Source organism: Xanthomonas sp. LMG 12460, assembly GCF_009192895.1.
Lineage (GTDB): Bacteria > Pseudomonadota > Gammaproteobacteria > Xanthomonadales > Xanthomonadaceae > Xanthomonas_A > Xanthomonas_A sontii.
In genome coordinates this window covers 1-12,044 of record NZ_NKUH01000130.1, presented here as the reverse complement: position 1 = coordinate 12,044, position 12,044 = coordinate 1, and the positions used below count along the sequence as shown (strand labels likewise).

7 protein-coding genes are annotated in these 12,044 nt (G+C 69.6%); 5 read left to right on the top strand and 2 right to left on the bottom strand.

Annotated elements, in window-relative coordinates:
• From CEK66_RS19540 to pnp, 3 genes are all read left to right on the top strand, one after another.
• A partial coding sequence (locus CEK66_RS19540; protein ID WP_152238010.1) for a tRNA pseudouridine(55) synthase TruB occupies positions 1-662 on the top strand: 662 nt, incomplete at its 5' end.
• A 203-nt stretch (positions 663-865) separates the two neighbouring features.
• Positions 866-1,126: a 30S ribosomal protein S15 gene (rpsO, locus tag CEK66_RS19535; protein ID WP_003467392.1), complete on the top strand. Its 261-nt coding sequence runs from the start codon at positions 866-868 to the stop codon at positions 1,124-1,126.
• Positions 1,127-1,290: 164 nt separating this feature from the next.
• Complete coding sequence (pnp, locus tag CEK66_RS19530) at positions 1,291-3,399, top strand: polyribonucleotide nucleotidyltransferase (RefSeq protein ID WP_043092562.1); 2,109 nt, start codon at positions 1,291-1,293, stop codon at positions 3,397-3,399.
• Between the two features lie 363 nt (positions 3,400-3,762).
• Here pnp and CEK66_RS19525 read toward each other — a convergent pair whose 3' ends face one another.
• Both CEK66_RS19525 and CEK66_RS19520 read right to left on the bottom strand, forming a co-directional pair.
• Positions 3,763-5,109, bottom strand: a complete 1,347-nt coding sequence (locus CEK66_RS19525; protein ID WP_152238009.1) for an EAL domain-containing protein — start codon at positions 5,107-5,109, stop codon at positions 3,763-3,765.
• Between the two features lie 108 nt (positions 5,110-5,217).
• A complete protein-coding gene (locus tag CEK66_RS19520) occupies positions 5,218-5,538 on the bottom strand; it encodes a DUF3175 domain-containing protein (protein WP_017907565.1) in 321 nt (106 codons plus the stop codon).
• 544 nt (positions 5,539-6,082) lie between these two features.
• Between CEK66_RS19520 and CEK66_RS19515 the strand changes: the two genes are divergently transcribed.
• Both CEK66_RS19515 and CEK66_RS19510 read left to right on the top strand, forming a co-directional pair.
• On the top strand, positions 6,083-10,432 hold the full coding sequence (locus CEK66_RS19515) for a DEAD/DEAH box helicase (protein WP_152238008.1): 4,350 nt from the start codon (positions 6,083-6,085) through the stop codon (positions 10,430-10,432).
• 440 nt (positions 10,433-10,872) lie between these two features.
• The coding region (locus CEK66_RS19510) for a methyl-accepting chemotaxis protein (protein WP_152238007.1) at positions 10,873-12,044 on the top strand (1,172 nt) is incomplete at its 3' end.

The window sequence follows — 12,044 nt, the reverse complement described above, 5'->3', positions numbered from 1 at the left end:
CCACCACCGACAGCGACGATGCCGAGGGCGCGGTGCTGCGCACCCGACCGGTGCCGCCGCTGGACGCATCGACCCTGGAGGCGGCGCTGGCGCCGTTGCGCGGGCGTATCCGCCAGCGCGCGCCGATCTACTCGGCGCTCAAGCAGGGTGGCGAGCCGCTGTACGTCAAGGCGCGCCGCGGCGAGGCGATCGAGGCGCCGGAGCGCGAGGTCGAGGTGCATGCGATCGACGTGCTCGCCCACGCCGGCGACCGCCTGCGTCTGCACGTGGCCTGCGGGTCCGGCACCTATATCCGCAGCCTGGCCCGCGACCTGGGCGAGGCGCTGGGCTGCGGCGCGCATATCGCCGCGCTGCGGCGGCTGTGGGTGGAGCCGTTCCGGACACCGCAGATGGTCACCCTGGAGCACCTGCAACACCTGGCCGCGCAGGATCCGGCGGCGCTGGAAACGCTGGTGCTGCCGTTGGCCGCGGGCCTGGCCGATTTCCCGCCGCTGCGCCTGGAACATGCTGCGGCGCAGCGCTTCCGCATGGGCCAGCGCCTGCGCGATCCGGCCTGGGCGCCCGGCCTGGCGGCGGTGTTCGACGCCGACGGCGTCCCGCTGGGCCTGGGTCAGGTCGATGCGAGCGGGCTGCTGGCGCCGCAGCGCATGTTCAATCCGTGACCGCGCGGCGGTCGCGCGAGGTGTTACCTGACTGTCGTTCAGTCATGACGCGGTCTTAACGCCTTGTTCCTCCGGGCCGAGGCCGGTACAATTTCGCGGCCTTTCCGGCACGCTGCGCTCCGGCGCAATCCTTCGCAATCGGCGAGCCAGGCGGTGCGTCCTCTGCACGTTCCTGCCGGCCCCGCATCTCAGAGAAAAATCCCATGTCCATCGACACCCAGAAAGTCATCGAAGAAAACAAGCGCGGCGCTGCCGACACCGGTTCGCCGGAAGTCCAGGTCGCCCTGCTGACCGCCCGCATCGAACTGCTGACCGGCCACTTCAAGACCCACAAGAAGGATCACCACAGCCGCCGCGGCCTGCTGCAGATGGTCAACCGCCGCCGCAGCCTGCTCGACTATCTGAAGAAGAAGGATGGCGAGCGCTACAAGGCGCTGATCGAGAAGCTCGGCCTGCGTCGCTGAGTCAACGAACCCCACCGCGGCGCAGCGATGCGCCGCGGTTTTGTTTTGGGTAGTACCGTGGCCCGGGGATCGCTCCGCGCCACCGGCCGGATCCTCCCGGCCACCCGCCAGCGGCATGGGCCGTCAGCGGTCCATTTGCAGACAGCATCATCCAAGGAAACCCCGTGGCAAAAATCACCAAAACCTTCCAGTACGGCAAGCACACCGTCACCCTCGAAACCGGCGAGATCGCCCGCCAGGCCGGCGGTGCCGTCATCGTCAAGATGGACGACACCGTACTGCTGGTCACCGCCGTCGCCGCCAAGAGCGCGCGCGAAGGTCAGGACTTCTTCCCGCTGACGGTCGACTATCAGGAGAAGTTCTACGCCGGCGGCCGCATCCCCGGCGGCTTCTTCAAGCGCGAGGGCCGTGCGACCGAGAAGGAGACGCTGATTTCGCGTCTGATCGACCGTCCGATCCGTCCGCTGTTCCCGGAGGATTACAAGAACGAAGTGCAGATCATCGCCACGGTGATGTCGATGAACCCGGACATCGACGGCGACATCGCCGCGCTGATCGGCGCCTCGGCCGCCCTGTCGCTGGCCGGCACCCCGTTCAAGGGCCCGATCGGCGCCGCCAAGGTCGGCTACAAGAACGGCGAATACATCCTCAACCCGACCGTGTCGGATCTGAAGGAGTCGCAGCTGGAGCTGGTCGTCGCCGGTACCGCCAACGCGGTGCTGATGGTCGAGTCCGAAGCCGCGCTGCTGTCGGAAGAAGTGATGCTGGGCGCGGTCACCTTCGGCCATCGCGAGATGCAGAAGGTCATCAACGCGATCAACGAGCTGACCGTCGAAGCCGGCACCAAGCCGTCCGACTGGGTCGCCCCGGCCAAGAACGAGGCCATGATCGCCGCGCTGAAGGAAGCCGTCGGCGAGCAGCTGGCCGCCGCGTTCCAGGTGCGCGACAAGCTGCAGCGCCGCGACGCCATCGCCGCGATCAAGAAGGACGTGCTGGCGCAGCTGGCGCCGCGCGCCACCGCCGAGAACTGGGTCGCTGCCGACCTGGCCAAGGAATTCGGCGAGCTGGAATACCAGACCATGCGCGGTTCGGTGCTGAGCACCAAGGTGCGCATCGACGGCCGTGCGCTGGACACCGTGCGCCCGATCAGCGTGCAGGCCGGCGTGCTGCCGCGTACCCACGGCTCGGCGCTGTTCACCCGCGGCGAGACCCAGGCGATCGTGGTCACCACGCTGGGCACCGCCCGCGACGGCCAGGTGATCGACGCGGTCTCCGGCGAGTACAAGGAAAACTTCCTGTTCCATTACAACTTCCCCCCGTACTCGGTGGGCGAGTGCGGCCGCTTCGGCGCGCCCAAGCGTCGCGAAATCGGCCACGGCCGCCTCGCCAAGCGCGGCGTGCTGGCGGTGATGCCGACCATGGAAGAGTTCCCGTACACCATCCGCGTGGTCTCGGAAATCACCGAATCCAACGGCTCCTCGTCGATGGCCTCGGTCTGCGGTTCGTCGCTGGCGCTGATGGACGCCGGCGTGCCGGTGAAGGCGCCGGTGGCCGGTATCGCCATGGGCCTGGTGAAGGAAGGCAACGACTTCGTGGTGCTGTCGGACATCCTGGGCGATGAAGATCACCTGGGCGACATGGACTTCAAGGTCGCCGGTACCGCCGACGGCGTGTCCGCGCTGCAGATGGACATCAAGATCGAAGGCATCACCGAAGAGATCATGAAGCAGGCCCTGGCGCAGGCCAAGGCCGGCCGCCTGCACATCCTCGGCGAGATGGCCAGCGCGCTGACCACCCCGCGTGCGGAGCTGAGCGACTACGCGCCGCGCCTGCTGACGATCAAGATCCACCCGGACAAGATCCGCGAAGTGATCGGCAAGGGCGGTTCGACCATCCAGGCGATCACCAAGGAAACCGGCACCCAGATCGACATCCAGGACGACGGCACCATCGTCATCGCCTCGGTCAATGCGATCGCCGCGCAGGCCGCCAAGTCGCGCATCGAGCAGATCACCTCGGACGTCGAGCCGGGCCGCATCTACGAAGGCAAGGTCGCCAAGATCATGGACTTCGGCGCGTTCGTGACCATCCTGCCGGGCAAGGACGGCCTGGTGCACGTCTCGCAGATCTCCAGCGAGCGCGTGGAGAAGGTCGGCGACAAGCTGAAGGAAGGCGACGTGGTCAAGGTCAAGGTGCTGGAAGTCGACAAGCAGGGCCGCATCCGCCTGTCGATGAAGGCCGTGGAAGAAGGCGAGGGCGCGTCGGCCGAATAAGCCGCACGCTGCCAGCGTCGTTCCAGGAAAAAAGCGGGCTTCGGCCCGCTTTTTTCTTGCCTGGCGTTTGCGCAGGCGCGACGCGGCGTCAACGGTGACGTCCTGTCGCGGCTGGCGCCGCTCCTGCACAGGATGACGGAGCATTTGGCCCGCGACTTGGCCGAGGCTGCCAGCGATCGCTGGAGAGCATCTGCAGATGCGCTGACAGCGGCCCGGGGGCGGCGAGGGTGGGGGGCGCGCGTCCGTAGCGCACGCTTTCGCAGGAGCGGCTTCAGCCGCGACCAGGCCGGCATGGCGATCTTGGGAATGCCTGGGGGGATGATCCCGAACCGGGGACCAGCGCCGCGCCTGCGGTGGGCGTTCTCAGCCGCTGCTGTCGTATTCGATCGCCGGATAGCGTGCCAGATGCGCCGACAGCGGTCCGGGGTGGGCGAGCTGGTAGCCCTGGCCGTAGCGCGCGCCCAGCGCCTGCAGTGTCGCCAGTTCGCTCTCGGTCTCGATGCCTTCGACGACCACGTCGGCATTGGTTTCCGCGGCGAAGGAGAGGATGGCCATCGCCAGTCGCTGCCGGCGCGGTTCGGCGTCGATGCCGCGGGTCAGGGTCAGGTCCAGCTTGATGATGTCCGGTGCCAGGTGCAGCAGATGGCGCAGGCTGGCGAAGCCGGTACCGGCGTCGTCCAGGGCGATGCGCAGGCCCTGCCGCTGCAGCAGGCCGATGTGCTCGGAAAGGCGTGGGTAATCCGGCGCCTGCAATTGCTCGGTGATTTCCAGCACGATCCGCGACAGGTCGTGGCCGTGCAGCAGCGCCTGCAACTGCGGATGCAGCAGCGTCGGTGCGGACACGTTGATCGCCAGATACAGCGGCGCCGGCAACTGCTCCAGCAGCTCCAGCGCCTGGCGCGCGGCGGCCAGTTCCAGGTCCAGGCCCAGCCCGACCCGGCTGGCATCGTCGAACCAGCGCAGCGGCGGCAGCGCCAGATTGGCCGGAAAGCGCGACAGTGCCTCCACCCCGACGATGCGTTGCGATGCCAGCGCCAGCACTGGCTGGGTCACGATCTGCAGGCGCGTCTCGGCGATGGTTTCGCGGATGCGGGTGGCGATCGCCGCCTTCTCGCGAAATGCGTGTTTCTCCATATCCTGGCGGCGCGCGATGTCGGTCTGCAGTGCGGCGCGGTCCATCGCCAGCGCCAGCGTCGCGCCGACCAGGGTCGCCAGCAATTCCAGCGTGCGCACGTCCTGTGCGCTGTAGGCGTTGGGGTGCGGCGCGAGGACCTTGAGCACGCCGATGCTGCGGTCGCCGTAGCGCAGCGGCACCACCAGCATCGAGCGCAAACCGATGCGCCGGCAAGCCGCGCGGTCCACGCGCGGATCGACTTCCGAATCGTCGCAGCGCAAGACCTCGCCGGTCCGCATGCACAGCCCCGACAGGCTGCCGTTGCTGGGCAGGCGCAGGCCGAGGTGGCGCTCGGCGACGCCGCTGGCCGACCAGTACAGCATGTCCTTGCCGTCGCACATCTCCACCACGGCGCCGTTGGAGCGGGTCAGCTCCTGCGCGCGGCGGGTGACCACGTCGACCACCTGCAGCGGATCGCCGCCGGCCGCGGCGATTTCGCCCTGCGCCAGGATGATGCGCGACAGCAGCGCCGCGTCGTCCTGGGTCGCGGCGGCGGCGTGCTGGATGAGGTCCGAAATGTCGGATGCCTTGGCCATGTCCGCATCAAGTGGCAGTGCGTCGGAGGACGGCAATCGCGCGGCGCGCGCTTCGCCCAGGCAGCGTGCGGAACTGATCGCTCCATCACGCTGCGCGCGTGCGCGTGCTCAGTCGCCAGCGCCACCCTTGCGCGGCTTGCCGTACAGGCTGCGCAACTCGTCCTTGGCCTGCTCCAGGATCTGGCGGCGCTGCGCCGGCAACTGGTCGCCGGCGCGATTGATGTAGAAGGTCAGCATCGACATGGCCGAGCGATACGGACCGGTGCGGCGGCGGGCGTGCAGGTCGGCCGACTGCTTGAGCGCGCGCGCGATCGCGGCCGGATCGTTGCCTTCGAACACGTTCGGCGCGACGCCGAGCGACTGTTGCGCGTCGCTGCCGCGGCGCTGGTTGAGGTCGGTGCTGGAGAGTGACGGGCTGCTCTGTGCCATTGGTGATGCTCCTTGGCGATGGCGGTGGAGAGGTACAACGCATGCGCAGTCCCACAGTGCAGGACCCGATGGCGGATGCCGCCGCCATCGCTGCCGCGCGCCGCGAGGCGACGGCAGTTCGACGTCGAAGGGAGACGGAGGCGGACGCGGCGCGAACGCGCGCCGCCGCGATCGCGTGTGCGGGTCGTGGAGCGTCCCGCGCGCGTGATGGGCGATGCCGTTGTTCGCTGGTGTTGCCGTGCCGCATTCCGTTCCCAGAAGCGAAGCTTGTGCGTGATGCGCAAACGCTAGGCCGGGATACGTGACGCCGTCGACAACATAACCGCGCTACGCGGAGCGAGTGGTAGACATTATGTCGTTCGATGAACGCTTAATGGAAAAACCCCTAAAAACAGGGCTCGCGCGAGGTTGCGCTTGATTGCCTGGATAACGTCACCATTTTCATTGCCGAGAAAATGGCGCAAGACATCCAGCTGGACAATCCGCACAGTCGGCATCGTCGGCGCGCCCCAGGTTGGTTGCGACGCTGACACCAGGAGATCGCATGTCGTTGGCGCAGGCGCGCTTCCATCCCGCCGTTGCACGCTGGTTCGAGCAACGTTTCGCGGCGCCCACGCCAGCGCAGGCGGCGGCGTGGCCGGCGATCCAGGCCGGACGGCATACGCTGGTCGCCGCGCCGACCGGCTCGGGCAAGACCCTGACGGCATTTTTGGCTGCGCTGGATGCGCTGGTCCGCGAAGGCCTGCGTGAAGGCGGCCTGCAGGACCGTACCCAGGTGTTGTACGTGTCGCCACTGAAAGCGCTTTCAAACGACATCCAGCTCAATCTCGAGGCGCCGCTGCAGGGCATTCGCGCCGAACTGGCGGCGCTGGGTTTGCCGGATGTGTCCATTCGCACCGCGGTACGCACCGGCGACACCCCACAGCGCGAGCGCGCGCAGGCGCGGCGGCGCCCGCCGCATGTGCTGGTGACCACGCCGGAGTCGCTGTACGTGCTGCTCGGCTCGGTGTCCGGGCGCGAGACGCTGCGCCATGTGCGCACGGTGATCGTCGACGAGATCCATGCGCTGGCGGCGAACAAGCGCGGCAGCCATCTGGCGCTGTCGCTGCAGCGCCTGCAGCAGCTGTGCGAGGTGCCGCCGCTGCGCATCGGCCTGTCGGCGACGCAGAAGCCGATCGAGGCGGTCGCGCGTTTCCTGGTCGGCAGCGCCGCGGTGCACGACGGCGTTGCCGACTGCGCCATCGTCGACATCGGCTATGCGCGTGCCCGCGACCTGGCGCTGGAGGTGCCGCCGACGCCGCTCAGCGTGACCATGTCCGCCGACCAGTGGCAGCAGGCGTATACGCGCCTGGCCGAGTTGGTGCGCGCGCACCGCACCACCCTGGTGTTCGTCAACACCCGGCGCATGGCCGAGCGCACCGCGCGGCACCTGGGCGAACTGCTCGGCACGCAGGCGGTGGCGGCGCATCACGGCAGCCTGGCGCGCGAGACCCGGCTGCTCGCCGAGCGCCGGCTCAAGGCCGGCGAGCTGCAGGTGCTGGTGGCCACCGCCTCGCTGGAACTGGGCCTGGACATCGGCGACGTCGACCTGGTCTGCCAGCTCGGCTCGCCGCGTTCGATCGCCGCGTTCCTGCAGCGCGCCGGCCGCTCCGGCCACGCGGTGGGCGGCACGCCGAAGGCGCGCTTGTTTCCGCAGTCGCGCGACGACCTGGTCGAGTGCGCGGCCTTGCTGGATTGCGTGCGCCGCGGCGAACTGGATGCGCTGCGCATGCTCGATGCGCCGCTGGACGTGCTCGCCCAGCAGCTCGTCGCCGAGGTGGCCTGCCAGGAGTGGGAGGAAGACGCGCTGTACGCGCTGTTGCGTGGCGCCTGGCCGTATGCGGCGTTGCCGCGCGCGCAGTTCGACGCGGTGCTGCGCATGCTCAGCGAAGGCTTCAGCACGCGGCTGGGGCCGCGCGCCGGTTACCTGCATCGCGATGCGGTGCATCGCCGCGTGCGCCAGCGCCGCGGCGCGCGGATGGCGGCGCTCACCTCCGGCGGCACCATCCCCGAGACCGGCGACTACAGCGTGGTGCTGGAGCCGCAGGCGCAGACCATCGGCACGGTCAACGAGGATTTCGCGGTGGAGAGCCTGGGTGGCGACGTGTTCCAGCTCGGCAACGCCAGCTACCGCATCCTGCGCGTGGAAGCGGGGCGGGTGCGGGTGGAGGACGCGCGCGGCGCACCGCCCAACATCCCGTTCTGGATCGGCGAGGCGCCCGGGCGCAGCGACGCGTTGTCGCTGGGCGTGTCGCGGCTGCGGGCCGAAGTCGCGCAGGCGCTGGAGCAGGGCGGCGCGGCGCAGGCGCTGCAGTGGCTGTGCGGCCCGCTGGCGCTGGACGCCGCCGCCGCGCAGCAGATCGTCGATTACCTGGGCCGCGCGCATGCGGCGCTGGGCGCCTTGCCGACCCAGCAGTGCATCGTGCTGGAACGCTTCTTCGATGCCACCGGCGGCACCCAGCTGGTGATCCACAGCGTCTACGGCAGCCGCATCAACCGCGCCTGGGGCCTGGCCCTGCGCAAGCGCTTCTGCCGCACCTTCAATTTCGAGCTGCAGGCGGCCGCGACCGAGGACGCGATCGTGCTGTCGCTGTCGACCCGGCACAGCTTCGCCCTGGACGAGGTGGCACGCTATCTGCGCGCCGCGTCTGCGCTGGACGTGCTGGTACAGGCGCTGCTGGACGCGCCGCTGTTCGGCGTGCGCTGGCGCTGGAACGCCACCAATGCGCTGGCGCTGCCGCGCTTCACCGGCGGGCGCAAGGTCGCGCCGCAACTGCAGCGGATGAAGTCCGAGGATCTGCTGGCCACGGTGTTTCCCGACCAGGTGGCCTGCGCGGAGAACCTGGTCGGCGAGCGCGAGATTCCCGAGCACCCGCTGGTGGCGCAGACCCTGCGCGACTGCCTGGACGAGGCGATGGACAGCGACGGCTGGCTGCAGCTGCTGCGCGGCATCGAGGCCGGCGAGGTGCGCGTGCTGGCGCGCGAGCTGACTGCGCCCTCGCCGCTGGCGGCCGAGGCGCTGGATGCGCGGCCTTATGCCTTTCTCGACGACGCGCCGCTGGAAGAGCGGCGCACCCAGGCGGTGCACAGTCGCCGCTACCAGGATCCGCACAGCGCCGACGATCTCGGCCAGTTGGACCCGCAGGCGATCGCCGCGGTGCGCGAGGAGGCCTGGCCGCAGCCGCGCAGCCGCGACGAGATGCACGAGGCGCTGCTCACGCTCGGGGTGGTGAGCGTGGACGAGGCCGCCGCGCAGCCGCAGTGGCGGCAGTGGTTGGATGAACTGGCTGCCGACGCGCGCGCCACCTGCCTGTACGGTGTCGACGGCGCCGCGGCGGCGTTGTGGGTGACGGCCGAAGCGCAGGCGGCGGTGGCGCCGCTGTACCCGCAGGCCAGCGCGGGGCCGGCCATCGCCAGTCCCGAGGGCTACGCGGTGGCCGACTGGGACCGCGACAGCGCGCTGCGCGAGTTGCTGCGCTGCCGGCTGGCAGGCCTGGGGCCGGTCACTGCGGCCACGTTGGCTGGGCCGCTGCACCTGCCGCTGCGCGAGGTGCAGGCGGGGCTGCTTGCGCTGCAGCAGGACGGCTATGTGCTGGCTGGCCGGTTCAGTGCCGATGCCGATGCCGATGCCGAGGAGTGGTGCGAGCGGCACCTGCTGGCACGCATCCACCGCTACACCCTCGGCCGCCTGCGCCGCGAGATCGAGCCGGTGGCGCCGCGCGACTACGCGCGCTTCCTGTTCCGTTGGCAGCATCTGGACGCACAGGGCCAGGTGGAGGGCGCCGAAGCGCTGGCCGCGGTGCTGGCGCAACTGGAGGGCGTGGAGGCCGCGGCGCCGCTGTGGGAGGCGGAACTGTTGCCTGCGCGGGTGCGCGACTACCGCCAGGCCTGGCTGGACGAGGCCTGCAGTGCCGGCCGCACGCTGTGGACGCGGTTGCGCCCCGGCGCTGGCGGCGCCGCGCCGACGCTGCGCAGCACGCCGATCCTGCTGCTGCCGCGGCGCAGCGCCGGGCAGTGGTCGCGGCTGTCGCCAGCGCCGGACGCCGATGCGCTCGGCTCGCGCGCGCGCAAGGTCGCCGACCATCTCGCGGCGCATGGCGCCTCGTTCTTCGACGAGATCGCCGCGGCCACCCGCCTGCTCTCCACCGAACTGGAGACGGCGCTGGCCGAGCTGGTCGCCGCCGGTCGGGTCCACTGCGACAGCTACGCCGGCCTGCGCGCCTTGCTGGTGCCGGCATCGAAGCGCCCGTCGGCGCTGTCGCGGCGGCGGCCGCGCATGGCGCTGTACGGCGGCATCCAGGATGCCGGGCGCTGGGCGCTGTTGCGGGCCGGCGCCGAGGCCGAGGACCCGGCCGCGCGCAGCGAGGCGGTCGAGCACGTCGCGCTGACGCTGCTGCGCCGCTACGGCGTGGTCTGCTGGCGCCTGCTCGAGCGCGAGGCGGCATGGCTGCCGCCGTGGCGCGAGCTATTGCGGGTCTACCAGCGCCTGGAGGCGCGTGGCGAGATCCGCGGCGGGCGCTTCATCGATGGCCTGTCCGGCGAACAGTTCGCCCTGCCGGAGGCGATCGGTCTGCTGCGGCAACTGCGCCGCCAGCCTGGCGACGGCACCTGGGTGTGCGTGGCCGCCGCCGATCCGGCCAATCTGCTCGGCAGCGTGCTCCCGGGCACGCGGCTGCCACGCGTGGCGGGCGCGCGCGTGCTGTACCGCGACGGCGTGCCGATGGCGAGCTGGATCGGCGAGCGTTTCGAGGCGCTGCAGGAGCTCGATGCCGAGGAACGCGTGCGCGCGCAGCGCTTGTTGCGCGGAGCCACCGCGGCGGAACGACGCACGGTCGCGGCGCTGCCGATGGTGTGAAGACGCGGCGCCATGCATGCGCTCGCGCACCGCGAGGGCATGCATATCGGCGCCGCTTTCACATTCTGTCTACAAATTAGAGGGGTTGGTATCCCACTTCGCATTCGGTGCAAAACCGGGGTCATCTGCCATTGCAGAACAACTGCGGCATCCGCGCCGCAGACCCCAGGCGCTTTCTTCACACGCGTCGAGTGCTGCGCCGCAATGCCCGTTGCGCATTCATGTAACGTCGTCGCAGCGCTTGCGCTATGCGGAATTCCGCAGTTTTCACGCGATTTAAAGGCGCTGTCGATGGCGCCGATAGCCCTCACGCACAGACGTTGCGGCGCAGCGTCCTCGCTCTCCTCAGAGCGAGTGTGTCCACTCCGCGAGGCGCTGCGGAAGACGGCTGGAGGCGCTCACTTGCGCAACCGGACGCACACAAAGAATCGGGGTACACCATGTTGGGCAATATGAAAATCGGAGTCAGGCTGACGGCGGCGTTCCTGATCGTGGCGGCGATCGGCGCGTGCATCGGCTGGGTCGGCATCCGCAACTCGGGCCGGATCAACGACTACGCCACGGTGCTGTACGAGCGCGAGCTGCTCGGCCTGTCGCACCTGAAAGAGGCCAACATCAATCTGATCAACGCCGGCCGGTCGCGCGCCAACCTGCAGTTGGCCAGTACGGCGGAGGATCGCGCCAAGCACATCGCCAGTCTCGACAAGTACACCGCCAAGGTGGTCGAGCACATGGACAAGGCCAGGACCTCGTTCGACGACCCGGCCACGCTGGCCAAGCTGGCCCGCTTCGACCAGGTGTGGAAGACCTACCTGGAGCGGCGCGGCCAGTTCGTCGACTCGGTGATGCGCGAGCCGCTGCCGCAGGGCAATGCGCAGCTGGCGGACCTGTCGAAGGGCGTGCGCAGCAGCTCCGACGAACTGGATGCGCTGATGTCCGAACTCAGCGAAACCAAGGAAGCCAACGCGGCGCGTGCCAACGACGCCACCGACGCGATCTATGCCAGCAGCACCCGCACCATGCTGGCCATCGTGATCGGCGGCGTGCTGCTCGGGGTCGGCCTGGGCTGCTGCATCAGCCGCAGCGTGACCCGGCCGATCGACAAGGCGGTCAAGGTGGCCAATGCGCTGTCCGAGGGCGACCTGAGCATGCAGATCGAGGTCCGCGGCAGGGACGAGACCGGGCAATTGCTGCTGGCGATGCAGCGCATGGTCGAGAAGTTGCAGCAGGTGGTCGGCGAGGTCAACGCCAGTGCGCAGAGCCTGGCGGGTGCGTCGGAAGAAGTCAGCGCCACTGCGCAATCCTTGAGCCAGGCTTCCACCGAGCAGGCCGCCGGTGTGGAAGAGACCAGCGCCTCGCTGGAACAGATGACCGCCTCGATCGCGCAGAACACCGACAACGCCAGGATCACCGACGGCATGGCCGCGCAGGCGGCGCGGGAAACCCTGGAGGGCGGCGAGGCGGTAGTGGCCACGGTGGCGGCGATGAAGCAGATCGCGCACAAGATCGGCATCATCGACGACATCGCCTACCAGACCAACCTGCTGGCATTGAACGCGGCGATCGAGGCCGCGCGCGCCGGCGAGCACGGCAAGGGCTTTGCGGGTGGGGG